At 46.7% G+C, this 24,692-nt stretch carries 20 protein-coding genes; 12 read left to right on the forward strand and 8 right to left on the reverse strand.

Features of this window, described 5'->3' with window-relative positions; genetic code table 11:
- Positions 1–63 precede the first annotated feature (63 nt).
- Entirely contained in the window at positions 64–351 is a 288-nt protein-coding gene (locus tag RA178_RS08320) for a hypothetical protein (protein WP_306685111.1), read from the reverse strand.
- A 152-nt stretch (positions 352–503) separates the two neighbouring features.
- On the opposite strand from RA178_RS08320, the gene RA178_RS08325 reads away from it, so the two are divergent.
- A complete protein-coding gene (locus RA178_RS08325; RefSeq protein WP_306685112.1) occupies positions 504–2,603 on the forward strand; it encodes a DNA topoisomerase III in 2,100 nt (699 codons plus the stop codon).
- Between the two features lie 209 nt (positions 2,604–2,812).
- Here RA178_RS08325 and RA178_RS08330 read toward each other — a convergent pair whose 3' ends face one another.
- Positions 2,813–4,102, reverse strand: a complete 1,290-nt coding sequence (locus RA178_RS08330) for an alpha/beta fold hydrolase (protein ID WP_028761020.1) — start codon at positions 4,100–4,102, stop codon at positions 2,813–2,815.
- A 255-nt stretch (positions 4,103–4,357) separates the two neighbouring features.
- Here RA178_RS08330 and RA178_RS08335 point away from each other — a divergent pair, with 255 nt between their 5' ends.
- The 11 genes from RA178_RS08335 (at position 4,358) to RA178_RS08385 (ending at position 16,418) form a co-directional block, all read left to right on the forward strand.
- Entirely contained in the window at positions 4,358–5,002 is a 645-nt protein-coding gene (locus RA178_RS08335; protein WP_306685113.1) for an MBL fold metallo-hydrolase, read from the forward strand.
- Between the two features lie 145 nt (positions 5,003–5,147).
- Complete coding sequence (locus tag RA178_RS08340; protein ID WP_028761018.1) at positions 5,148–6,887, forward strand: methyl-accepting chemotaxis protein; 1,740 nt, start codon at positions 5,148–5,150, stop codon at positions 6,885–6,887.
- Positions 6,888–7,208: 321 nt separating this feature from the next.
- Complete coding sequence (locus RA178_RS08345; protein ID WP_306685114.1) at positions 7,209–8,225, forward strand: XdhC family protein; 1,017 nt, start codon at positions 7,209–7,211, stop codon at positions 8,223–8,225.
- A complete protein-coding gene (locus RA178_RS08350; RefSeq protein WP_371135016.1) occupies positions 8,225–8,992 on the forward strand; it encodes a nucleotidyltransferase family protein in 768 nt (255 codons plus the stop codon). The genes RA178_RS08345 and RA178_RS08350 overlap by 1 nt, the downstream gene beginning before the upstream one ends.
- Before the next feature lie 3 nt (positions 8,993–8,995).
- Positions 8,996–9,499, forward strand: coding sequence for a (2Fe-2S)-binding protein (locus tag RA178_RS08355; protein WP_263196659.1), 504 nt, complete (start codon positions 8,996–8,998; stop codon positions 9,497–9,499).
- 1 nt (position 9,500) lies between these two features.
- Positions 9,501–11,747: a xanthine dehydrogenase family protein molybdopterin-binding subunit gene (locus tag RA178_RS08360; protein WP_113940727.1), complete on the forward strand. Its 2,247-nt coding sequence runs from the start codon at positions 9,501–9,503 to the stop codon at positions 11,745–11,747.
- A 260-nt stretch (positions 11,748–12,007) separates the two neighbouring features.
- Complete coding sequence (locus RA178_RS08365; RefSeq protein WP_113940728.1) at positions 12,008–12,499, forward strand: DUF1097 domain-containing protein; 492 nt, start codon at positions 12,008–12,010, stop codon at positions 12,497–12,499.
- 104 nt (positions 12,500–12,603) lie between these two features.
- Positions 12,604–14,055, forward strand: coding sequence for a methyl-accepting chemotaxis protein (locus tag RA178_RS08370; RefSeq protein WP_113940729.1), 1,452 nt, complete (start codon positions 12,604–12,606; stop codon positions 14,053–14,055).
- A gap of 254 nt (positions 14,056–14,309) precedes the next feature.
- Complete coding sequence (locus RA178_RS08375; protein WP_011071076.1) at positions 14,310–15,068, forward strand: IS5-like element ISSod6 family transposase; 759 nt, start codon at positions 14,310–14,312, stop codon at positions 15,066–15,068.
- 368 nt (positions 15,069–15,436) lie between these two features.
- Positions 15,437–15,805: an SMI1/KNR4 family protein gene (locus tag RA178_RS08380; RefSeq protein WP_263173836.1), complete on the forward strand. Its 369-nt coding sequence runs from the start codon at positions 15,437–15,439 to the stop codon at positions 15,803–15,805.
- Positions 15,806–15,992: 187 nt separating this feature from the next.
- Positions 15,993–16,418 (forward strand): SMI1/KNR4 family protein, encoded by a 426-nt coding sequence (locus RA178_RS08385; RefSeq protein WP_198572796.1) that lies wholly within the window; start codon positions 15,993–15,995, stop codon positions 16,416–16,418.
- 990 nt (positions 16,419–17,408) lie between these two features.
- Here the strand turns inward: RA178_RS08385 and xthA are convergent.
- The 6 genes from xthA to RA178_RS08415 all read right to left on the reverse strand — a co-directional run bounded on the left by xthA (position 17,409) and on the right by RA178_RS08415 (position 24,692).
- Positions 17,409–18,221 carry an exodeoxyribonuclease III gene (gene xthA / locus RA178_RS08390; RefSeq protein ID WP_107404273.1) on the reverse strand — a complete coding sequence of 271 codons (813 nt, stop codon included), beginning with the start codon at positions 18,219–18,221 and terminating at the stop codon, positions 17,409–17,411.
- Positions 18,221–18,520: a YciI family protein gene (locus tag RA178_RS08395; protein WP_006082200.1), complete on the reverse strand. Its 300-nt coding sequence runs from the start codon at positions 18,518–18,520 to the stop codon at positions 18,221–18,223. The genes xthA and RA178_RS08395 overlap by 1 nt, the downstream gene beginning before the upstream one ends.
- Entirely contained in the window at positions 18,520–19,065 is a 546-nt protein-coding gene (locus RA178_RS08400; protein ID WP_012587356.1) for a septation protein A, read from the reverse strand. The genes RA178_RS08395 and RA178_RS08400 overlap by 1 nt, the downstream gene beginning before the upstream one ends.
- Positions 19,066–19,185: 120 nt before the next feature.
- Positions 19,186–20,322, reverse strand: coding sequence for an IucA/IucC family C-terminal-domain containing protein (locus RA178_RS08405; protein ID WP_306685117.1), 1,137 nt, complete (start codon positions 20,320–20,322; stop codon positions 19,186–19,188).
- A gap of 122 nt (positions 20,323–20,444) precedes the next feature.
- Positions 20,445–22,667 (reverse strand): TonB-dependent siderophore receptor, encoded by a 2,223-nt coding sequence (locus RA178_RS08410; protein ID WP_306685119.1) that lies wholly within the window; start codon positions 22,665–22,667, stop codon positions 20,445–20,447.
- A gap of 96 nt (positions 22,668–22,763) precedes the next feature.
- A complete protein-coding gene (locus RA178_RS08415) occupies positions 22,764–24,692 on the reverse strand; it encodes an IucA/IucC family protein (RefSeq protein ID WP_306685121.1) in 1,929 nt (642 codons plus the stop codon).

Consider the following 24,692-nt stretch of genomic DNA (forward strand, 5'->3'; position numbering starts at 1 on the left):
GGATAAATAGAGCAGAGGGGCGAGTTAACTCGAAATACGGTAGTGATTTATTATGAATGTCAGTTATCCCATTACCCAAAGTAGCATCCACACGCTGAATAAGCTGCTTAAGCTATGGCGCGTGATTTGATGGCTGAGTAATAGAGATAAACTCACAGCAATAGGAATGACGAGAATGAATCCCCATGCTAACGGCATATCGATGATTTTCATTTGTCCCAGCCAGGTACTGGTGAGCATGCTTATTGCGAGTAACATTAAGCTATGGAATATCAATAACTGATTGAATCTTAATATTAATGCTGGAGTTATTGTCATAGCCTGTCGCGCATTTATTGCAAACTGTTTCATAGTCACTCCTTAGTCATTTAGTGTATCCTATGCCTTGTTGAGAATCATTCGCAATTGAATTTACACTTAAGCTCGGTTTACTACAGAAATTTGCACTCAACTGGCGTTTGGGCTAAATTATACTGTAATTATATCCAGTGCTTGGTGTTTGTATGATTCTCTATATCGCAGAAAAACCTAGCCTAGGGCGGGCCATTGCCGATGTATTGCCTAAACCCCATAAAAAAGGCGATGGATTTATCGAAGCCGCCAATGGCGATTGTGTGTCTTGGTGTGTTGGTCACTTGCTCGAGCAAGCAGAACCTGATGCCTATAATCCCGAATTTAAGTCTTGGAAATTCGAGCATTTGCCAATAGTGCCAGACAAGTGGCAACTAAAACCTAAGGCCGCAACCCGCAGCCAACTTACAGTGCTTAAACGATTAGTCAAACAAGCCAACACCTTGGTTAATGCGGGCGATCCCGACCGTGAAGGGCAGTTACTCGTGGATGAAGTGATTGCCTATCTTGGCGTGACGGGGGACAAGCTACATCAAACCCAGCGTTTACTGATCAGTGACTTAAACCCACAAGCTGTAAAACGGGCTCTAACGCAGCTACGCAGTAATCGCGAGTTTATTCCTTTATCCACATCGGCCTTAGCCCGCAGTCGAGCCGATTGGCTCTATGGCATGAATATGACGCGTGCGTACACCATCCAAGGTAAAAAGGTCGGTTATCAAGGCGTGTTATCCGTCGGCCGAGTACAAACGCCATTGCTTGGGCTAGTGGTGCGCCGTGATGAAGAGATTGCTCACTTTCAATCTAAACCTTTTTATGAAGTACTAGCGCATTTGGCGACCGAGAAGCAAGAAACCTTCAGCGCCAAGTGGCAACCTAGCGAAGCTTGTCAGCCCTATATGGATGAAGAAGGACGAGTGTTAGCGAGAGGGTTAGCGCAAAATGTGGTGAGTCGCATCAGTGATAAACCCGCCTTAGTCACTCAATTAGTGGCTAAGGACAAGAAACAGAATCCACCATTGCCCTACAGCTTATCCGCGTTGCAAATTGATGCGGCGAAACGGTTTGGCATGAGTGCTAAGGATGTGCTCGATACCTGCCAGAGTTTGTATGAACGCCATAAACTCATTACTTACCCACGCTCCGACAGTCGTTATTTACCCGTTGAGCAACATAACCTTGCGCCTTCGGTTCTTAAGGCGATAAGTGACGGTGCTGCTGAGTTATTGCAAGGTGCTGATGCACCCGATCCCCGTCTTAAATCTAAAGCATGGGATGATAAAAAAGTGGACGCCCATCACGCAATCGTCCCCACAGAGAAGACGGCTAACTTATCTAGCTTGAGTCAGCGTGAGAGGCAGTTATATCTTCATGTTGCTCGCCAGTACTTAGCCCAGTTTTATCCGGCTTATTGTTACAGTGAAACCACAGTGCAAGTGACAATCGAGGGGGGCTTATTTAATACCAAGGCGCGTCAGGATAAATCCCTCGGCTGGAAGCAACTCTTTGCCCGCCAAGAGCCTAATGGCAGTAAGGCGAGTGGCAACAAGTCGACGGAAGAAAGCGTAGGTAAGGACGATGAGGAGAATGACGAGTTTATCGGCCAATTACCGCCTTTGAAATTGGGACAGGCTTTGCATTGTACTCTAGGCGAATTGTTGGAGAAAAATACTCAACCACCAAAGGCCTTTAACGATGCCACTTTACTCGGTGCTATGACGGGTATTAGCCGTTATGTGACCGATCCTGAGATCCGTAAAATTCTTAAAGAAACCGATGGATTAGGTACAGAGGCCACCCGTGCAGGTATTATCGAATTGCTGTTCAAACGCGGTTTTTTACAACGCTTAGGTAAATCTATTGTCTCGACAGACGTGGGGAAAGGATTGATTAACAGCTTGCCCGCGAGTGCGACTACGCCGGATATGACAGCGCTTTGGGAAGCGAGTCTGAATGGCATTTGCCATAAAGAAACCTCTTATCAAGCCTTTATGCAACCACTGCTCGGCACCTTATCCACGCTTATCCAGAATGCAGGCGCCCAACTGCCAACCGCACTTAATGGTTTACAAGGCCAAGGTTATCGTAAAACGGCAAGTAATAAATTCGGTTATCGTAAGTCGCCTTACCGCAAAGCCTCGAGCTCGGCAAAACGGGCAGGCACTGCAAGTACAGCTAAAAGCAGTGTGAAGAAGTCAGTGGCTAGTGCTGGCGCAAGGAGTCGAACACGCAAAATGGCTACAGAGGTTTAATCGTCACGAGTGCGTTGTGATTCTGTTGTAGGGGATATTCGACCTTAAGCTATAACGCTTTCATAGCACTGAATTTGGGCAAAAAAAGAGTAAACCAAAACGGTTTACTCATACGGAAATGGGTCGTTAAAGCTTGCCAAAATCACTCAATTGATGAGGAGCAGGCATATAATCTCAGCATTAACTTAATTAGCCCTTAAAGCTCATATTTATCTTAGGGTGTCGCCTCGGTTTAAGCTGATGAGCTTATCCAGTATGCGTTCTCCATCCATGCGGATGCCGTTGTGCTCATATTCTGATGTTAACCAATACTTTAGCCTGCCAACTTGTTTTGTGGTTTCTAAACTGTATTGCATCTCTACAAACATATCTTCACTGTAAATGGCTGCTGCAACAGGGACTCGGTTTTGTGCCAGTTGCTCTAGATTGTAAAGTGTTGGCCAATCTGATTTATGGGCAAGGATTTCTGCCGCGGCTTTAAGCGGCACTAAGTGACTAAATTGGTCAAACATCCATGGGTATATCATCTCACCTGTGAATAAAAACGGTTTACCTTGTTGATAGTTAAAGGCGGGGAATTGCTGTCTAACCCTGTGTGCCGACCATTGTGAAGCCGAGTGTTGACAGTAGATGGCTTCATGCAACAGGGCAAAAATCGGGTTAGTGTTGTAATCGAGCATTTGACCGAAATGATTTAAAAATAACGGGTTAACGACTGTCCCTGAAGCTGTGTTGATCAAGGCTTGCTCAAGCAAATAATAAACCGATTCAGGTCCTTGCTCCATTCCGATATTAATACCCAGCAACTGCAGCATTTCAACCGTGAGGCGTTCACCCGTTGCCAAATACACTTCATTTTCAAGTAAATGTTTTGCTAACCGAGTGACGAGATGTTGAGCATCGTGGAAGCGTTGGAAAAATTGTTTATTCTTCGCCAGTACGCGTTGATAAGTCGCAAGATAGACGTCGTCGCTGCTACGGGTTAATGATGGTATGCCACCCGTGATATAGGCTTCACTGACGCCTTGAGGGGCGGCGCTTAAATAATGTAACACGCAAAATCCCCCAAAACTTTGGCCGAGAATCGCCCACTTATCGGCGGGACAAAGCTGGGCACGAATCGTTTCGGCATCACGAATGATATTGTCAGCCCTGAAATGGCTTAGGTAATCCGCTTGAGCTGCGGGATCTAAGTGTTGCAAGCTTTGGTAATTAATCGGTGTTGATAAGCCTGTACCACGTTGATCGAGTAATAACACTCGATATTCTTTTAATGCGCGGCGGATCCAGCCGCTGTTGCTGGCGGGACGCATGGCCGCAAATCCTGGGCCGCCTTGAAAAAATACGATATAAGGTAGTTTTTTATCTTTGTTTTCTGGGCTACAGAGTTCTCTGGCAAACACTTGGATTTGCTCTGCAATTGGATTTTGATAGTTGAGGGGCAAGGTAAAAGTGTGTTTCTTCGCCAGCACTCCGGCGAGAATAATATCGGGTTTCATCAAACAACCTTAATGGCAGAGGATCATGTTATTGTGATTGGCAGATTGTATACCCAAATAAGCTGAAGATGCAGCAACCTAGGCTACCTGAAACGCGTATCTTCAGCTAACTTGGGTATAGACAAAATAGTTTATGTCGTAAGCTAGGATTATTTGATTAGCTTTTGGTGAAGATCAATTTTTTGGATACAAATTTGAGCCATGATGAGTTTCTTAGCGTAATCTATCGCTTATGGATAACACGAGATTGAAGCTATGAAGTATCAGATTATTCCAGTGACACCTTTTCAGCAAAATTGCAGCTTGATCTGGTGTGAAAAAACTAAGCGTGCGGCAGTCGTGGATCCCGGTGGGAATATTGATAGGATCCAAAACGAAGTGGCGAAACTTGGACTCGTCCTCGAAAAAATCCTCCTTACCCATGGGCATATCGATCATGTCGGTGGTGCAAAAAACCTAGCGAAAGCCGCCAATGTGCCGATTATTGGCCCGCATATTGCTGATAAATTCTGGATTGATAACTTACCTAAGCAAAGCCAAAATTTTGGTTTTCCCCATTGCGATGCCTTTGAACCGGATCAATATCTGCAGGATGGCGATATTGTTAAAGTGGGCGAGCAAAGTTTATCTGTGCTGCATTGCCCTGGGCATACGCCGGGACACATTGCACTTTTCTCTGCCCAATCTAAGTTGGCGTGGGTGGGGGATATTTTGTTTCGAAGTTCTATCGGCCGCACCGATTTCCCCCAATCAAATCATCAGGATTTAATTCACTCGATCACCGAAAAACTGTGGCCCTTAGGCGCCGAGGTTGAATTCATTCCTGGGCATGGTCCTATGTCGACTTTTGGCGAAGAGCGCGAGCATAACCCCTTTGTCGCGGACCAACTTTTACTGTAATTGAGACGCCATTCAGCATTGCTTGATTTGTGAGCGATAATCACTCGCAAATCAAATGATTATTTCAGCTAATAAACCAACCTTTTTTATGTTTTCTGTTTTTCCTTCTAGACTTAAAGCAGTTCTTCCGTCTACTGGGGTAAGTATGAAAACAAAAACAATGATGAGCGTGGTCTTTTCGACCATAGTCGCGAGTGCCGTGATTTCTGCGGTATTGAGCTTCAATGTTAAGTCTAAAATCGATCTCTTTAATGATGCGGCTAGCGTCCGATATCAGTCCTATCAAGTCGCCGATGAGTTAAGACAAAGTTCCGATGACCTAACGCGTCTCGCTCGAACTTACGCTGTTACGGGTGATGAAAAATACGAAAAAATGTATATGGATATTTTGGCTATCCGTAATGGTGAGAAGTCTAGACCTGAAAAATATCACCAGATTTACTGGGATTTGGTGCTGAGCTATGGCGATAAGCCAAAACCCGACGGTGCTAGCATTGCGATAAACACGCAAATGAAGTCCCTCGGTTTTTCTGATGAAGAATTCCGTTACCTTGAACAAGCCCAGCAAAACTCAGATGCGTTAGTCGCCCTCGAAGTGAAAGCCATGAATGCCGTTAAAGGTATTTTTATGGACCCCAACACCCAAACTTACACGATCAAAGGTGAGCCTAACTTAACCATGGCGAGGGAGTTATTACATAGCGACCAATACCACAGAGAAAAAGCTAAGATCATGCAGCCGATTGATGAGTTTTTTACAGCATTGGATAAACGTACCGATGGTGATGTGAATAACCGACTCGACTCCCTGCATGCTGCATTAAACTGGTCCCAACTGGTGTTATTTATCGTGATTTTAGCCGCCGTTGGCGGATTTATTATCGTTAAAAGCAGGATTGTGACTCCCTTAGTGCAGACCTGTGTTGAATTGCTCGATATTCAGCGTTCTAAAAATCTTGCGCGGCGGATCTCTGTTACGACTCAGGGGGAAATTGGCGAAATCGTTAATCAAATCAACTTGTTTATCTCTTCCCTTGCCAGTTCATTATCGACGACGGATGGCATTGCAAAAGAGGTGGCTGATTTAGCTAAGCAAACTAAAGCATCAATTCAAATTTCGCGTGAAAGCTCAAATCGGGTGGCGAGAGAACTGGACGCCAGCGCCAGTGCGATGGAAGAAATGACCACGACCTTAGTGCATGTGAGTGAGAGCACCTCGAATGCTGAAAGCCGCGCCGCCGAAAATGAAACGCATGTCACTGTAGGTAAACAGACGGTATCTGAAGCGTTGAAAGCCATGTCGGTATTAGAAACTGAGTTTAGGAATACTCAAGACTCTATGTCGCATCTAGTGAACGAAAGTACCCAAGTCAGCAATGTGTTGAGTGTGATTAAGGCGATTGCTGAGCAGACGAATTTGCTGGCACTGAATGCCGCGATTGAAGCCGCACGGGCCGGTGAGCAAGGACGAGGCTTCGCTGTGGTAGCTGATGAGGTTCGATCATTAGCCCAGCGCACTCAAGATTCCACCAAGGAAATCGATGATATTGTCGCAAGCCTTCAAAGCCGTACCAATCAAGTGGGTACATCAGTGACTCAAGCGGCGACGCTAATGCAAAAGGCGGGGGTAGAACTGCAACGTATCGTGGCAGTATTTGAGGATATTCGCCATAGTACGGAAGCAATTCATGGGATCAATACTCAGGTTGCCGCTTCAACCGAAGAACAATCCTTGGTTTCTAAAGAAATCGCTTCGAGCATGATGGTGATCCGCGATAATTCCCGCGAAGTATCACAGATTATCGAACAGATTGAATCGACATCCATTAGTCTAGACAACCAATCACAGATACTGCGCACTAAGGCGGGCGAATACCAGTTTTAGATGAAATGTGGTTGATTTGCGAACAAACGCCACTCAGACATGGACGTCAATTCTTCCTCTTTAACTTCCCCTGAACATATTTTATGCTTCAACACTTTTTGAAATCTATTACTCCTTTCAATACGCACACGCCTTTGCTAACTTGGTTGTCCATATGTTTAATGCGAGCGTTTGACGAAGCGGTTTTATTTGCTGATAAAACTTGCGTCAAGTTTTGATGACAAATAGACGTCGATAGCTGCGTTATTAACTGTGATAGTTTCTATAGCGATAAGCGCATTAAATTTTTTAAATCTCCCTAACCCAATGGAGTCCTTGCGGATGGATCACCAAATCGAAGATTTACTAGAGCATTGGCTACCACTGGCGGATGACGCTTGGGTACTTGCGGTGATCACCCAAATTCAAGGTTCGGCCTATCGTAAACCCGGTGCCATGATGTTGTTCCATGAGTTTGGTCAAGGTGTGGGTATGTTAAGTGGCGGCTGTTTAGAAGCCGATTTACGTCGCCATGCTCAAAATGCCATGCAGACTAAGCAAGTCATGTGTGTCACCTATGATGCAAGCGATGAGTCCGATGCCAGCTATCGACTCGGTTGTGGTGGCATAGTAGATATCATGTTGATCCCTCTGCTAAAAGAGAATCATGATCTTGGCTTAGTTGAGCTAGTGCAGGCATTTCGCCACGGTCGGTCGGGTTTTTACCAATTGCCTTTAGTCAAAGCGGGGACGGATGCGCGCCAGTATCACGCTGCGTTTTATTCTGAGGAGTTGACGCCGTTCCCCGCCAGCGATTTTGTTCGCACGGGCGTCTTCACCCAAGACGCGGGAGAATCACTGATTATTCCCTTGAGACCAAGATTCCATCTTGGGATCTTTGGCGGTGGTATCGATGCTAAGCCCGTTGCCGCCATGGCCCACACTTTAGGTTGGCTAGTGACTGTTTTTGATGGTCGTACCGCTTATGCCAGAGCGGCGGATTTCCCCCATGCCCATATAGTGAAACTGACCGCGGGGGAATTAACCTCGAATCATATCGCTCAATTGGATTGTGCCGTGGTGATGAACCATAACTTGGGCTTAGATGCTGCGGCATTAAAGGTCATTCAAGCGCATCCGCTAGCCTATATCGCCTTGCTTGGTCCTGCCCATCGACGGGATAAAGTGCTTGGGATGGCGGGGCTGAGTACAGAATCTTTTTCTGGGGTATTTTCTGCTCCCGCAGGGCTTGCCCTTGGCGGTGAGTTACCGAGTGCCGTGGCGTTAAGTATTTTGGCCCAGTGCCACGGTGTGCTCCATGGTGCGACTTTAAAACATCTCGATGAGATAATGCGTTGATGATGTTGCCGCCAGTACAAAAGCCTTCTGTACTAATGTCTTCAGCACCAAAGCCGGCAGCGTTAACGTTGACAGAGCAAACGCCACTTTCATCCAAGCGCCTGCTGATTGTGGTACTTGCGGCGGGTGAGAGTAAGCGCTTTGATGGGGTTAAGTTAGCGCAACTTCTACCATCACATAGCGCTACGAAAATTCGCGAACAAACCATCATTAGCACCCATGTTGAGCGTTTACAGCAGCTTAGTTGCCAAGATTTAGGTTTGGATCGCCAAGACACTCATTCGCTCCAGCATACGCCTTTGTTAATCATACTCGGTGCTCACCAGCACATATTGCAGCCATTATTAGTCGAGCTTCATTCCAGCCAACCCTTTGATATTTTAGTTAATCCACAGTGGCAAACAGGCTTGGCATCCTCAGTGAGTTTGGCGGCAAGCTATGCCAAGGAGCAGGGCTTTGATGCCATGTTGCTGACATTGGCAGACCAAGTGGCCTTGAGTGCAGACGATTATCGACAACTGATTTTGACATGGTATGAAACCGGTAAAGACGTTGCCGCCCATTATTTGGATGATTTAGGCGTACCTGCTATTTTTAATGCCTCTACATTACCGCAGTTCACTCACTTGAGTGGTGATCGCGGGGCGAAATCGATTCTAAAACAACAAGCACAGCGGGGAGCGTTAGTCGCTATAACACTACCCCGCGCCGCAATTGATATTGATACCCAAGCCGATCTTGCGTCGTGGTTGGCACTTAAGGAGTGAGTTATGGCAGAAGTATTATCAACCACTGCAGTTATCAAGGAAGCCAGTACCGCCGCTTCCACCCAAACACTTTTCATCAACGGTAAATCATTTACCTTAGATGCCGATCCTAAGATGCCAATCCTGTGGGCGTTACGGGATATTTTAGGGCTCACTGGCACTAAATATGGTTGTGGTGCCGGGTTATGCGGTGCTTGCACTGTGCATTTAGACGGCCAACCCGTACGCGCCTGTTTAACCAGTTTGGGGCAGGCACAGGGAAAACGTTTGACAACAATTGAAGGGCTAGATAATCAAAAGCTTAAAAATGCTTGGGCCGAACATAACGTGCCCCAGTGCGGCTATTGCCAAGCGGGACAACTGATGTCGGCTGCGGCGTTAGTGGCGCAGCATCCGAAACCTTCTGCAGAACAAATCAACTCTGCCATGTCGGGTAATCTCTGCCGCTGCGGCACCTATCCTAGGATCAAAGCCGCACTGCAAAACTATGCCAAACAGGAGGGCTAATATGAGTACTTTTACTGCCGTAGAAAATATCAGCCGCCGCGATGTGTTAAAACTGTTTGGCGCAGTGGGTGGCGGATTAGCATTAGGGGCGAGCGGACTAACATGGAGCCCCATGGCGCTGGCGCAGGATAAAGAAGCGCGGTTGAATCTGTTTATTGCCATTGGTGAAGACGACAAAGTGTACCTCACTTGCCATCGCTCCGAGATGGGACAGGGGATCAGAACCGGCATTCTGCAAGTCTTAGCCGAAGAGTTAGAAGCGGATTGGGATAAAATTGTCCCTATTCAAGGTTTAGCTGATAAACGTTATGCCAGCCAAAACACTGACGGTAGCCGCAGTATTCGCGAAAATTACGACCGCATGCGCCAGATGGGGGCGATGGCAAGAACCATGCTTGAGCAGGCCGCCGCCGCACGTTGGAAAGTTCCCGTGAGCGAGGTGCATACCGCCGACCATAAAGTGTTGCATGCTAAAACGGGCCGCTCGGCCAAGTTCAGCGAGTTAGCGTTAGCCGCATCAGAGCAACCCGTACCTGCCGTTGAGTCGTTAACCTTTAAAGAGGTTAAAGATTTCAAGCAGATTGGTTCATCACGTCAAATCGTTGATATGGATGCCATGTTAAGCGGCAGCGCGATTTATGGTTACGATATCAAACTCGATGGCATGCTTTACGCCAGCATAATACGCCCGCCGGTGCTCGGGAGCGATGTGGCAAGCTTGGATGATACCGCAGCGCGCAAAGTGGCCGGTGTCGTGGATGTGTATCGTTTGCCCGCCGCTAAGGGCGCTCCCGCGTTTCAGGCTTTGGGCGGCGTTGCTGTTATCGCCACAAACACGTGGAGTGCTCTTGAAGGGCGCAAAGCTTTAAAAGTCACTTGGACTCAAGCCGACAACAGTCAGCATGATTCAAGCCTTTATTTGAAAGAGTTGGTCGAGCGGGTACAGCAAAGCGGTAATGTTGTGCGCCAAGTTGGCGATGAGGTCAAAAACTGGCCCGAAGCGAATACGTTAAAGGCGGTTTATACCGTGCCTTATTTAATTCATTCTTCTATCGAGCCTCCCGTTGCCACCGCCCATGTGACTGAAAAGGGCTGTGAAATCTGGGCATCGACCCAAACGCCGCAAAGTACCCAGCAAAATGTGGCCGCTGCACTGGGTATGGAAGAAGATGCGATTAAAGTGAATGTCACCCTATTGGGTGGTGGTTTTGGGCGTAAATCCAAACCTGATTTTAGTGTTGAAGCCGCGCTGTTATCGAAGCAATTCAAGTGTCCAATTAAGGTGAGTTGGAGCCGCGAAGATGAAATTCAAAACGGTTATTACCATGCTATCAGCGCCCAGTCCTATCAGGCACTGTTTGATGCCAGCAACAAACCGACCGCGCTTTTAGCCCGTACGGGATTCCCATCGATCAGTTCAACCTTTGCCGAAGGGGTAGAATATCCCTCTGGCGGTGAGTTGGATTTAGGCTTTGTGGATGTGCCCTTTGCTTTGCCAAATTTAAGATACGAAGCGGTAAAAGCGCAGGCGCACAGCCGTATTGGTTGGATGCGCTCTGTGTGTAACATTCAGCACGGTTTTAGTGTCGGCAGTTTTGTCGATGAAATGGCTCATCGTTCTCAGGTTTCTTGCCCTGCAATGTGGCGTAGCCTGTTAGGTGAAGCAAGGCGTGAGACCTTTACCGACCAACAGTTCACTTACGGCAACTATGGCGAAGAGCTCAATCGTCACCCTGTGGACGTCAGTCGCTATTTTGGGGTCATTGATGCGGTCGAAAAAGCCCAAACTAAGGCGCCCAAGGCGGGTAAAAATCAGGGCTGGGGGTTTGCCGTGCACCGCAGTTTTGTCAGTTATGTCGCCGTGGCTATGCTGGTGGAAGTGAGTGAGGATAAACAGCTTAAAGTGCTAAATGCCATCGCTGCTATCGATGCGGGCACGATAGTTAACCCTGATAGGGTAAAAGCACAGACAGAAGGTGCGATTATATTTGGCCTGAGTTTAGCCTTGATGGGGGAAATCACTTACAAAGAGGGCAAAGTGCAGCAATCGAATTTCCACGATTATCCTTTGCTGCGACTTCCCCAAACCCCCGATATGGAGATCATCATTATTGCATCCGATGCGCCGCCCGCAGGCGTGGGTGAGCCGGGTGTACCGCCCGTCGCCCCAAGTTTGACCAATGCAATTTTTGCGGCGACGGGGCAGAGGATCCGCGATCTTCCCGTGAATAAACTATTGCGAGTGTAAGTGTCGGCAAGAGGGTTAACTGAAAGCCGTTTGAACAAAAAAGCGCCTAATAAGCGCTTTTTTCGTTTTTTTACCACAAAAAATTTGCTTGTTAGCGATTTTACGGGCATTAATGCCGAAAATTAGCAATAGATCAGGTTTTTGTTACCAAAATAGAGGTAATTTAACCAATATGTTTACCCAAGCTACCTCAAAATACACATTTTAGAGCGCCCAAGGGTATTAAACTTCCGTGAATAGAATTACTAAAGGGGTCATCCATGGAAAATCGTTGGCAAGTCGCTATTTCTGCCGGCCTATTGGCGGCTATTTGGTGTGGCGTCGCAGATGCTTTTCATCTGGTCACTTGGATCGGCTTTTTAGGTTGTAGCACTTTTTTTGCTCAACCTAAGGCTGGCTTTCAGGGCGTGATGATGGCGTGGTGCACAAACCTGTCCGGTGTATTTTGGGCTTGGCTCATTATCTCGGGTAGCAGCTTTTTTATTTCGCCCGTATTTGGGTATATTTTTACCGGCATAGCCACTTCGGCCATGTGTTTACAGGCAAGTTATCAAAAGCTTAGCTTTATTCCCGGCGCATTTATTGGCTGTTGCACTACCTTTGCTATGGCGGGTGATGTGGCCAATGTCGTGCCGTCGTTGATCATTGGTGGCTTATTAGGTTTTAGCATGAGCCTGTTAACGGGGCAGTTGGTTACTCTGACACAAAAGTGGTCTGCCGCCACACGTAACCAAGTTGCTAGCACGGATTAGCATAATACCTGCTCAGATCTTATGACTGACATAGTTGTCGTGGCAATCTGAGCTATACTGCTGATTTAGTGCCAAATAGCATTTTGTTCTTAGGAATTATCAAGATGAAACAAATCCAGTTTCGTACCATTGATGCCATATTGATCAAGTTCAGTCTCAACGGAAAATTTTGGGTAGTGTGTTCTATGGTGGCGCTGATCACGGCCGCCGTGGCGCTTGTCAACTATCAACATGCGCACCGTAACCTTGAGCAGGCCTCTATCGCTCGGGTTCAAGCTAGCGTCGATACCCTAGCGCAAGTTGCAATGGCGCAAAAGCTACAAGCTGACGCCTTATCTCAATTTGCCAGCCAATACGGGTTAACTGTAACTTCAAGGCAAAGTGATGCGCAGCGTCAAGGGGATAAAGTGACGGCCAGCGCCAGTGTGTCAGGCCAAGCCTTACAACTGACGCAGAATGTCCATGAGTGGGAAGCCGATGCGCGTAGCGATGCTAACTTTATGTTCTGGTTAGCGTTAGTGGGTTTGTTGCCTTTATTCCAACTGAGTTACTGGATTTCGACTTCACTCGGTGGTGGATTATGGGACATGTACTTAGCCATCAAACGCTTAGCCGATGGTGATTTGAGCTTTAGATTAAACTTCTTTGGTACTGACGATTTCAGTTTGATAGCGCGGGAAATCGATCGCTGCGCCGACAATATGAGTGAAATGGTGTCAGCTATTGGCAAAAATGCACAGACCTTATCATTGGCATCCGATGAATTTAATCAACAGGCGGCCACCAGTGATAAACTGATTGGGTTCCAACATCAATTCCTCGATTCCGTTGCCGTGGCGATGGCGCAAATGACCTCAGCGATTGAAGAAGTCTCTGTTAATGCGAGTAATACTTCGTTGCAAACCAAAGAAAATTCAAGCCAAATGTTGGCCAGTCGTGGGCGTATTAGCCACACAGTGGAAAGCATTGGTTTACTCTCAACTAAGATTGGCGCGGCGTTTTCATCGGTGGAACAATTGTCTAAGGATGCGGCGAGTATTGATGCCGTGGTCACAACCATTAACAGTATTTCCCAGCAAACCAATTTATTAGCCTTAAATGCGGCCATTGAAGCGGCCCGTGCCGGTGAGCAAGGTCGTGGCTTTGCTGTGGTAGCCGATGAAGTGCGTACCTTAGCGGGTCGAACTCAACAGGCCACGGTAGAAATTCAGGCCATGATTGAAGGCTTACAATCTGGCACGAGTCGTTTATCTAGCATTACCATGGAAATAGTCGATCAGGCCGATGAAGGTCGCAGTGCGATTATCGCCGTCGGTGATGATGTTCAAGGCATGGCGCAATCGGTCAATGCGGTATTTGATATGAGCAGCCAAATTGCCGCCTCGGCGGAAGAGCAGAGTGTCGCCGCTCGCGACATTGCCGGACAATTGAATGAAATCCGCCATCAGTCGGAAACTATCAAACAAACAGCCCAGCGCAGTGTGACCTTAGCCAATGATCTGCACCATGCCTCGGTCGAGTTAGATGGGATTTTAAAGCAGTATCATACTAGCTAATGTTCACCTTCAAGGTGAGTCGTCGGCATTGCCAGTTTTCAGCATGGGTAGGAGAGTAATAACGCCCGATACTGAGTCTCATGTTAAGTAGTAACGTATCATCAGACAATGGCGGAAATCGTAGATTTCCGCCATTTTAATTTGGAAGTACCCAAAGAACTATTTAGGGTCTGTTGATCTTTCGAGAGTAATTTTTAGACAGCATGGCAAGACGTTATAATTTGCTTCGCCAAAAGTAACCATAACCTCAAGCCATGCCAAGACTTATGCTAACCGATGCACGCTGGGAAAAGCTATTTCATTTAATGAAAAGCACAGGCCGTGTTTATGACAAACCTGAACATAGACAAACATTCGAAGGTATTCTTTACCGCCTTAGAACAGGTATCCCTTGGCGAGATTTACCTAAAGAGTTCGGTCATTGGAGCACGGTCTTTAGACGGTTTCATTTATGGTCTAAGAAAGGCGTTCTAGCACATTTATTCAAGGCCTTAGCCAACCTTGCTGATATAGAATGGGTCTTTATTGATGGCTCGATAGTGCGGGCTCACCAGCACAGTGCAGGTGCCGCGACGCTAAGTAATGAGAGTATTGGTAAAAGTCGAGGCGGTAATTCAACCAAAATTCACTTAGCCGTCGACAGCGGAGGATTACCGATTTATTTCGAATTATCAGAAGGCCAAAAACACGATATTACACACGCCCCCAGCTTAATTGAGCACCTGAAGCAGGTTGATACCGTCATTGCAGATAAAGGTTATGACAGCGATGCTTTTCGTGAACTTATCGCAAATAAAGGCGGGAAATCTGTTATTCCAAGGCGCCGCTATAAGAATACACCTCAAGAAAGAGTCGATTGGTGCTTATATCGGTATCGACATTTAGTGGAGAATGCTTTTGGAAGAATTAAGCACTATCGAGCAATATCAACAAGATATGACAAGCTAGCAAGAAATTACGCCAGTATGGTGTCACTGGCGTTTATGTTAATGTGGCTGCCGATGTATTGCTGAACAACATTTGTACAGCAAAGATCAACAGACCCTAGTTATATTGCCCCATTCCGTTCTATCAGCGTGACATTATCTAAATTGACGGTCATAGATTTCAGGGGAGAAAGTTATGTCTGAAAATGTCCTTTTTGCGGAGGGTATTTCACTGTGGTTGGCGGTGGAAATCTGTGTTTTGTAAAAATAGAATTTGGGGAAATTGATGGTTTCTATATGGCTGATTGTGTTAACCTTTATCGGAAATATTTAAGAAAAATATCAAGCAATTTTAAATTGTTCGTTGATGATAAACGCTCACCAGAGTATCACTTGTTCGCCTCGGTCAATTAAAATTGGCTTGGGACGCCGCTTAACGTTAGGCAACAATAATTATGAATAACGATCCATTTCGAAACCCGACAGATACCGAAATAACCAGCGCTGAAAGCAAACTGGGCATCAGTTTTCATGACGACTACCGATCATTTTTGAAGTCTGGCAGCGATGTTGCAAACGCTACCTTTGAGCCTGCGGTAATTTTACCTGGCTCTGGTCATCTTGATATCTTTGACATTGCTGAAACAGCCTGGAATGTCATTGGTCTTCCAAGAGACCTTTTGCCATTCATCGAGGATAATGGCGACTATTTCTGCATAGCAAAGACGGGTGAGATAATTTATTGGTCTCACAACGGCAGCACTAAGGAAGAATGGCCGAATCTTTCTGCATGGCACAAGCAGGTTTGTGTAGACCTTGAGTAACTGTGATAGCCTAAATAGTGGTTCAAATCGTTCGCTCCGCTCTCAGTGATGGGTTAAAGCCTGCCCCTTAGCCAAACGTTAACCCATACAAGCATTTAAAGCGGGACTGCTAACAGTTTGCTCGACTTCGCTTCGCTACACAATTTTAGCAAACGATTATCAGCCCCTTAAATGGGCGTTAAGCATTATGAGCAAATATCGAGATAAATTCGAATATCCGGAAAATCCAGCAAGTGCTGAAGAAATTCAGGCTCTTGAGAAATGGTTAGGAACAGATCTTCCGAGTGAGTATAAGAAGTTCTTGCTTGAAACTAATGGGGCAGAAACTCCGATTGGCGTGCAAGAACCAGATGACTCAGTTGTGCTCTGGAGCGCTAAAGAGATATCCGAATTAACAGAAGCCTATTGCTACGAGCAATACTTGCCTGGGTTGGTTGCTATTGGTTCAGATGGTGGGGGAGAGTCAATTGTCTTCGATACCACACATAATATAAGTTCAGAAGACTGGCCAGTTTATAGGGTACCTTTCGGCGATTTAACGAAAGAGTCTATGGTATTGTTGGCGGAAAATTTCAATGAGTGGGTTTCCAGTGGTTATTCGCTCAATTTCTAAAATGTTTAACAAGGCCAGTCAATCTGACCTCCGTAAACTGTCTTCTTTTTTGCAAAAAAGACGTAAAAAAGCTTCCAACTCACTCCGGCAGTTGCTGGTGGCGTTATGTTTAAAGCGGTAGAAATTAGAAAGAGGGCATCGATATGTCAGGAGAGCGAATATCGGGTGATGGAGAACGAGAACGATGTCCTGTACATGGGCATACGAGAAGGCTATCTAGCAAAGAAATTAATGAGATTAAGCACGCTGTAGAAGTTGCTAACTCACAAGCTAAACGTAAGGGAGTTACACCTAAAGATCCTCAAATTGGTCTTTTCAGTTGTAAATGTAATTGCTTCTATGTGAAAGTTGAATAATGGTCCGTCAATATGTTGATAGTATTATCAGAATGCGAACATAACAAATTGCTGTATCTGAAATTTTTCCGTTCCTTCTTTTTTGTTTGATAACACAAAAGCTTCTACTCCAAAAATGCAGCTGCGCAAGGCGTTACACCATAGAAATTTCTATGCGAAATTCACCTGTTATAGCTGATGACCTAACACGCTTTTGTCCCAAAGCATACTACCTATTTCTTTAAAACAAACAGGTTTCACCAATGCTAAACAGGTGAGCCTTGGTGATTTGCGAGACGACCGTCCGCCCCATAGCCGCTCTTTGGCGTCCATGCCATCGCGGCATTTGTGAATCCTTTCACATCAGATGGGGCGGTCGAGCATTCACGGATGGACTGGCTGCGAGTCGACGAGCAAATACCATGGCAAGCATGTGTGAGTGGATATCAGCAAACGCTAAACTCCTCACAACTAAAATTATTGGTCCCCAAACACTCGTCTTCAAGACATATCTGTCCAAAAGTGAATTACGTTCAGTATCAAGCCTGACTCATTGACTATTCATCGAACGACAAAGATGAAATATGTTTCGCCCATAAAAAAACATCGGCTTAGGCCGATGTTTTTATGTCTATGAGATGGTTAACCCTGCGGATTAGGCCTCTTTGAACGTGCTCCAGATGGGCGCGTGGTCTGAGGGTTTATCTATGCCGCGAAGATCGTAATCGACATCGGATTCGACTAAACGTGCTGCCAGTGAAGGCGTTGCTAAAATCACATCAATACGTAGGCCGCGGTTGTCATCGAACCCTTTACTGCGGTAATCGAACCAAGAATAACGTTCGATGCGCTCTGGGTGTAATTGACGGAAAGTGTCGACTAAACCCCAGTCTTGCAAGGTTTTCAACCACTCACGTTCTTCCGGTTGGAAGCTACATTTGCCGGTTTTTAGCCAACGCTTACGATTGACTTCACCTATGCCTATGTCTAAATCGGTCGGTGAAATATTGATGTCACCTATGATGGCGATATCTTCATCGTTGCTGTGATTTGTCTGCAAGTAGTGCATTAAGTCCTGATAAAACTTACGTTTAGCAGGATATTTTGTTGGGTGATCTATGCTTTCGCCCTGGGGGAAATAGCCGTTGAATACGGTTAACGGACGACCATTCGCTTGGGTAAATGTGCCGATAATCATGCGGCGCTGGGCATCTTCGTCATCAGTTGGAAAACCTTTTTGCAGCTTTTCTGGCGCGACTTTAGACAACATGGCCACGCCATAGTGGGCCTTGCCGCCGTGGTAATGCACTTGATATCCCATGGCTTCGACGTCGGCTAATGGAAACGCTTCGTCGTGTACTTTGGTTTCTTGCAGGCCGATAATATCGGGCTGGTGGCTGTCGATCAAGGCTTGTAATTGATGCAAGCGCGCGCGCAGACCATTGATGTTAAAGGACACTATTTTCATTAGGGCAGGACTCGTTTGAAAGGTTTAACGACCACGCTTTTATACACGCCCGCTTCGATATAAGGATCGGCATCGGCCCAGTGTTTTGCTGCCACTAAGGATTCAAAATCGGCGACAACCAGTGAACCACTAAAGCCAGCGTCACCTGGGTTTTCGCTGTCAATGGCTGGATGTGGGCCAGCGATCAGTAAACGACCTTCATCGGCGAGGGCTTGCAGGCGAGCTAAATGGGCAGGGCGAGCTGCTAAACGTTTTTCTAAACTGTTCTCAAAATCTTGAGCTGAAATCATATACCACATTATTTGAGTTCCTTGCGTTGATCTTCGGGAAGGTGTTTATAAAGATAAAATACGGTCAGGACAGTATTAATCAAGGTTAAAGCGGTTAAACCAAACACTTTAAAATTGACCCAAGTTTCTAATGGCAAACTAAAGGCGACATAGATATTGACTAGGCCGCAGCTGGCGAAGAAGACGACCCAATACCAAGTTACGCGAGCCCAAATCTTGTCTTCTACTTGCATTTCTTTGCCTAACATCGACTTTAATATCGATTTATTGAGCAATTGGCTGACACCTAAGGCTATGGCAAACAAGCTGTAGATGATGGTCACTTTCCACTTGATAAAAGAATCATCGTGGAACACTAAAGTGAGTGTGCCAAACACTGTCACCATAGCAAAGGTGATTAAGTGCATCTTTTCAAGTTTCTTATATAGCGCATAGGTCACGATCAATTGAAGCGCGGTGGCTGCGATCAATGCGCCGCTGGCGATATAAATATCGAAAAATTTATAGACAGCAAAAAAGATGACGAGGGGCAGGAAATCAAGCAGTTGTTTCATAATTAATCGTGTTAAAGAGACATGGGCTTGAGTGTAGCATGTGCAACATAAGGGCAAAAGCATCATGGGCCTAGGATTGCGATCTTGCCCATTAAACCGATTTAATCTTATAAGCTCGCTTCACGTTGGCTTGGCGGCGTTGACATTAACCTTTGCACGACTTAACAGCGGGCAATCGTGGCATTGGCCTGTGTTGGCGAGTTGATACCTTAAGCAGCAAGTACGGCGAATGCAGTGGATTTTGGGGCTCGGTTTTGAGCGCGATGCTGTACTCGTTACTATTCTCGCAACTGTGTTCGGTGTTGCGCTATCTTGCTCTGGTTCGATGAGTAAGTTAATGCTGTTATACAGCGGATTTGTGCTGCCATCTAAAAAGGTCGTGCTGCGAAACAGGGCTTGTTTCAATTGCTGACTGTGCTGCTCAGTGAGTCCCAGCTCCCCAAGATACCAGTGGATAAGATAGCCTAAGTGGCTCCAATATAACTTGGCGGGTACAGGGCTCAGAGTGAGCAGGCGCTCAACACTCGGCTGCAGTAAGTTTAAGATAAAACCTTGTAGGACAAGTTCTTTATCAACTGGCGGCTTATATGGGCTTAATGGCGAGTGTACCTCAGTGTCTATCTTGATACTTGGCTTAGTGTTGGTTTGGGAAAGTGTCTCGATGCCGTGATGTTTTTTAAAGGTCAAAGCGGTAATTGGCTGGTATTTTGCGATTTTAAATTCAAATTTGGCCACTCGGCCACTGGGGTGTACCTGCATAAACACGGATTGTGGCTGCCAGTGAAGAGTCTCTACATCGGTTTTTGGGGCATTGAAAATCCATTCCATCATAGGCGGAACTAAGAGGCCGAAATACCATTGGCCCCAAAGTGAATGCAGCGCTTTGCGAGTGTCTTTTCGATTGGTCGCAGCGCTTTTACTGACCAAAGCGCTTTTACTGGCGAAAGCAGGCGTTCGGCTGGTTGCAGCTGTTTTATCCGTCTCGGTTTCGTTTTCGGTTTTAGTTTCAGTCTGAGTTTCGGCGCTAGGGTGCGCTATGGCAAAACGCGCTAGCAGTGTTTGATAGGTATCGGCGCAGCTCCACTCATCGAAACTGAGTCCCGTGGGTGAGGACGTTGCGCTAAAGTGCTCGCCATAGAAGGGCGCGCGTTCATGTAACAGCTGATTGAGTGTCAAAATGGTTTGATTCAAACCGTCTTGGCTGAGCGAGGTCTCACGCAATCGTTGCCGTCTGGTGTCTCCTCGTTGGCTTGCCATAGTGACTCCTTAATGGCTGTGATTGATTGCCGCTATTATTGATAAGTCCGATAGATGAGGACCTTGTGAGCCCAAGATTTAGGCTCACAAGGGTTTTCGAACTATCTCAATAAAAGTCTGACTTAGAAGCGATAGTCCAAGGTTAAGCTGGCACTGCGCGGCGTACCGTATTGGAATTGGCTGTATTGACCGACTTGGCTGTAGTAGGTTTTATCTAAGGCGTTGTGCAGGTTGGCGCTAAGCTTAAGTTGCTCGGTGAAGGCGTAACTTGCCATCAGACTCGCCAGTGCATAGGAGCCTTGCTCGACTTCGACTCTAATCGTGTCTATACTATTGCCTACCGGTTTATCAGCCTCTTGGTAGACGCGGCTCTGCCAGTTAACCCCTGCACCAATTTGCAATTTATGCCAATCACCACCAAAGGTATAAGTGGTGAAGAGTTTTAACTGCTGACGTGGTGATGTGGTATTGATGCGTTTGCCCTTAGGATCTTCGGTGGTGAACTGGGTGTAGCCTAAGTAAACATTCCAGTCATCAGTGATTTTACCTGTTGATTCAAATTCGAATCCCTGTGTTTTTGTACCGTTTACGCCTTCATACACTTGCGTTGTGGTTCCTGGGATCACATCGCCAGTGCTGATTCCAAGATTGTCTTGCCTGATCTCAAACACCGATAGCGACATATCTAAAGCCTCATCGAACAGGCTCGCCTTAATCCCACCTTCGTAGTTTTTCCCTTTGACCGGATCTAGATAGCTTTTATCGATTCTTTGTTTAGTTTGCGGCGCAAAAATGTCGGTATAGCTGGCATAAAGCGAATATTGCTCGGTCAGAGCGTATGTGAGGCCGAAGTAAGTGGTGAGTTCGTTGCTGATGTTGAAATTGTATAGGCTTTTAAAGTTATCTTGGTCGGTTTCCCACTCATTGAGGCGTAATCCGACGAGGACTGCTAAGGCGTCGCTGAGATTAAGCTGCGTCGCCACATAGGCTGCACTCTGTTTGGTTTCGCCAGATGAGCCAGTGTCTGAGGTATCTTGCCATTGAGGTTTAGGGTACTGGAAGTTCGGATCGCGAAAATCTCCCAGTGGTGGCGCCTTTACTGTGGGATTATAGTAGGGATTGGCGAACTCTTGGCGTTGGCCATTCCAGCCAAACATCAATTGATGTTCCTGACCAAAGAGTTGGAATTGTCCTTCGGCGCGTAAATCCACATTGTGTTGGGTGCGACTGCCGTCGACATAGGCGATAGAGCCTGCTGTTGCGCCGATATTGGTTACAGGATCGGGATAGCCGGTGGCCCATAGCACATCGAACTCAAGTGAGTTATCGCCATAGGTGTAAGTCCCTTTTAGGTTCCAGCCATTATCAAATCTGTGCTCGAGACTTGCAAAGGTGTTGAGGCCTTGGGTATGCGCCGAGCCCCAATCGGGCGCAGTTGAAGTGGCGCGATCATAGTTAGTGCGGCTGCCGTCACTGTAAAAAAGTGGTAAACCGCCCGACATAGTGCCGCTCGGTGTGGCATCTTGGTAATCAACCCCTAGGGTGAACAAGGTGCTATCGCCAATATCGGTTTCGACTATGCCGTATAAGGTGGTGCGCTGTTGCTCGTATCTGTCTTGGAACGAATCCTTATCCTGATAGGCGGCTACTACGCGACCGCGCACCGACCCTGAGTCATTTAAGCCGCTCGAAAGATCGACCATACCGCGCACATTATTCCATGAGCCCACACTTACCGATGTGCTGCCCATAAACTCTTGAGTTGGGCGCTTACGGATAAGGTTAATGGCCGCCGAGGGGTTACCAGCTCCCGTCATGAGGCCAGTCGCGCCGCGTACCACTTCTACTCGCTCGTAGATGGCGGTGTCGATCAGATTATCTCCATAGTTGAAGCGGGTATCGTAGGTGGTTGGCACACCATCGTACAAAATACTGGTCACGGCAATGCCGCGGGCACTAATACTGTATCTGTCGTTATCCATTGGGCGGGCATTGATCCCCGCGACGCTGGTCATGGCATCAATGACACTATTAAGCTGTTGATCGTTCATCATCTGGCGGGTGATAGACGTGACCGACTGCGGCGTTTCTAGATAGGATAAATCGAGCCCTGTTGCCGTGTTCATCGCTTGGGTTTTATAACGGTTGTCGTGTAAATCCTTAGCGCCAATGACATTGATGACTTCAATTTCTTTCTGGTGCTTTTTAGTTTTACTATCCGCATCGACAGTGTCAGCTGTGGCATGGGGAACCGTGGCTAACATGGCTGAGCACAGCAATAGCTTCGGGTTAACGAGGGCTTGCCGACAGACGAGTGCGATGCTGGAGAGAGGAAAAGTCTTCATAATGTTGATCTTTAATTCCGTTTAGGTTGGGGGTTAAACAAGCTGGGCCAACATTGGCCCATGCTAAAGTTTCGGGGTTATCCACTTTGTGGTGTGTTAACGTGTCCTTTGCTCAGCGCTGCTAAGCATAGGGCGCTTAAAGGCATGGCTTTGTCTAAAGGCCGCCAAGGGATTGTCGATGCCACCGGCGAAACGCAGGTTTTTCTCCCTGTCGGCGAGGTCTATCATTTGCTGGTTATTATTCAATTGGATACGATTGAGACACGTGCGTACAAAGCTGTCCTTAAACAGATCGTATTGGGCAAACTTGTCGGCCAAATGTGGATGCTGGGCTTGGTAATCACGTACATTGTCCGCCACTAACTCCCAGAATTGGCTTTCACTGACACTGGTTTGCTTATCGAGCAGCGGTGCTAAATAGCGGAAAATACAGTCAAAAATATCCAGTAAGATGTAGTTAAGCTTCATCTCTTCTTCAAGGCTTACTGCAAGGCGTTTTACATCATCAGGTAGCGGCTTCGCGCCATTGAGTACCGCGACTTCTTCACCTATGTCTTTCATTAAAATCTTGACTGGCACGTATTCATCGAGCACTAAGATCAGGTTTTCCCCGTGCGGCATAAAGACCAGATCGTAGGCAAAAAAGGCATGTAACAGCGGCGATAAATACAGGTTTAAGTAGCGACTGACCCAATCCTTTGCTGGTAAGCCTGAGGCGGCTATCAAGGCTGCAATAAGGGCCTTATCTTCATGATCCGTATGCAGTAGCGCAGCCATGGTCATCAGATTTTGTTTAGGCTCAATGTGTGGCAGTGGGCTTTCGCGCCACAGGGCAGAGAGCATTTTTTTGTAGGCGCTATCTTGGGTGAGCGCCTGTTCGTAATAATGGTGGTGGTAACCTATGGCGGCAATTTCCTTAAGGATCACAAAGCCTTGTTGGGCAAAGTAAGGATCGTTTTCAACCAAGTTTGCAACCCACGCATTAATTTGCGGTGTGCAGCTCATGTAAAGGGGCGATAGACCACGCATAAAGCCCATATTAAGGATAGAAAGCGCGGTTTTGACATAGCACTTTTGCGGTGATGCAAGATTGAAGAAAGTGCGTATCGATTGCTGCACTTGGTATTGCTCATTGCCTTCACCAAGATAAACCAGATCGCCGCGGGCTATGTCGCCGGCAAAGACGCGGGCGATTTTTTCGCGCCACTGCCAAGGATGCACAGGCATAAAGTAGAAGTCCTGTGGATCATGCTGCTGGGTTTTAAGATGCTGCTGAAAATCATCGAACTGCTGGCCAAGCTCCTTCTTTAATAATGCGTCGTGACTCAAGTTTTCGAGGGCGGCAAACGTGGTTTTGTTTTTGCGAACTCCAAGCCAGACTAACTGCATCGGCATCGCGCTTTCTGGGGCAAATTGACGGTAATCCTGCATATCAAAACCAATCCGGCCATTATTGGCAATAAACACCGGATGACCTTCTGTCATACCCGCTTCTATGCTTTGATAATCGGCTCGCGCTAGCGTGGCTGCGGGAATCGCCTGATGCGCTAACTTGTATGCCTTACTGTAAAGGGTGCTAGTGATTTCCTCTAAATACGTGGGCAGTAAGGTTTCACTGATCCCTAAGTCATTTTTAAGGGAAATGATCAGCGACATCGCATCGAGGGTTTGCTCTTGTCCTGCAAGTGAAACGCGGATGGTATCGGCATCAATCGCAAGATGATCTAGCTGATAGTGCCGTGCACTAAAATAATAAGTGCTGTCTTTGAGCCTGAGTTCATAGTGATTGAGCCCCGCTTTTTGCCCGTATAGGGTCGGCATAATAAGCTTCTCGTGGGTGAATTCGCAGAGGATTTTCTTCACTAAATGACGATTAGCCGCTTGCCAATAGGCGGGAGTTAAATGCTCCGGCATAGAAGTTGATGTTGTCGATAGCGCCGAGCTTTGTTGAGCATGTACTGCTTGATCATGATGATCTTGCGTTGGCAATGGGTTAATTAATAAGGCTTTTGTGGGTAAGTTCAT

The sequence above is a fragment of the Shewanella oncorhynchi genome, assembly GCF_030848765.1.
Lineage (GTDB): Bacteria > Pseudomonadota > Gammaproteobacteria > Enterobacterales > Shewanellaceae > Shewanella > Shewanella oncorhynchi.

Coding starts and splice junctions, on each gene's coding strand:
- RA178_RS08320 (WP_306685111.1), bottom strand. CDS start 351: ATGAAACAGTTTGCAATAAATGCGCGACAGGCTATGACAATAACTCCA.
- RA178_RS08370 (WP_113940729.1), top strand. CDS start 12,604: ATGAAACAAATCCAGTTTCGTACCATTGATGCCATATTGATCAAGTTC.
- RA178_RS08405 (WP_306685117.1), bottom strand. CDS start 20,322: ATGGCAAGCCAACGAGGAGACACCAGACGGCAACGATTGCGTGAGACC.
- xthA (WP_107404273.1), bottom strand. CDS start 18,221: ATGAAAATAGTGTCCTTTAACATCAATGGTCTGCGCGCGCGCTTGCAT.
- RA178_RS08380 (WP_263173836.1), top strand. CDS start 15,437: ATGAATAACGATCCATTTCGAAACCCGACAGATACCGAAATAACCAGC.
- RA178_RS08385 (WP_198572796.1), top strand. CDS start 15,993: ATGAGCAAATATCGAGATAAATTCGAATATCCGGAAAATCCAGCAAGT.
- RA178_RS08365 (WP_113940728.1), top strand. CDS start 12,008: ATGGAAAATCGTTGGCAAGTCGCTATTTCTGCCGGCCTATTGGCGGCT.
- RA178_RS08395 (WP_006082200.1), bottom strand. CDS start 18,520: ATGTGGTATATGATTTCAGCTCAAGATTTTGAGAACAGTTTAGAAAAA.
- RA178_RS08330 (WP_028761020.1), bottom strand. CDS start 4,102: ATGAAACCCGATATTATTCTCGCCGGAGTGCTGGCGAAGAAACACACT.
- RA178_RS08350 (WP_371135016.1), top strand. CDS start 8,225: ATGATGTTGCCGCCAGTACAAAAGCCTTCTGTACTAATGTCTTCAGCA.
- RA178_RS08400 (WP_012587356.1), bottom strand. CDS start 19,065: ATGAAACAACTGCTTGATTTCCTGCCCCTCGTCATCTTTTTTGCTGTC.
- RA178_RS08325 (WP_306685112.1), top strand. CDS start 504: ATGATTCTCTATATCGCAGAAAAACCTAGCCTAGGGCGGGCCATTGCC.
- RA178_RS08375 (WP_011071076.1), top strand. CDS start 14,310: ATGCCAAGACTTATGCTAACCGATGCACGCTGGGAAAAGCTATTTCAT.
- RA178_RS08410 (WP_306685119.1), bottom strand. CDS start 22,667: ATGAAGACTTTTCCTCTCTCCAGCATCGCACTCGTCTGTCGGCAAGCC.
- RA178_RS08355 (WP_263196659.1), top strand. CDS start 8,996: ATGGCAGAAGTATTATCAACCACTGCAGTTATCAAGGAAGCCAGTACC.
- RA178_RS08415 (WP_306685121.1), bottom strand. CDS start 24,692: ATGAACTTACCCACAAAAGCCTTATTAATTAACCCATTGCCAACGCAA.
- RA178_RS08360 (WP_113940727.1), top strand. CDS start 9,501: ATGAGTACTTTTACTGCCGTAGAAAATATCAGCCGCCGCGATGTGTTA.
- RA178_RS08335 (WP_306685113.1), top strand. CDS start 4,358: ATGAAGTATCAGATTATTCCAGTGACACCTTTTCAGCAAAATTGCAGC.
- RA178_RS08345 (WP_306685114.1), top strand. CDS start 7,209: ATGGATCACCAAATCGAAGATTTACTAGAGCATTGGCTACCACTGGCG.
- RA178_RS08340 (WP_028761018.1), top strand. CDS start 5,148: ATGAAAACAAAAACAATGATGAGCGTGGTCTTTTCGACCATAGTCGCG.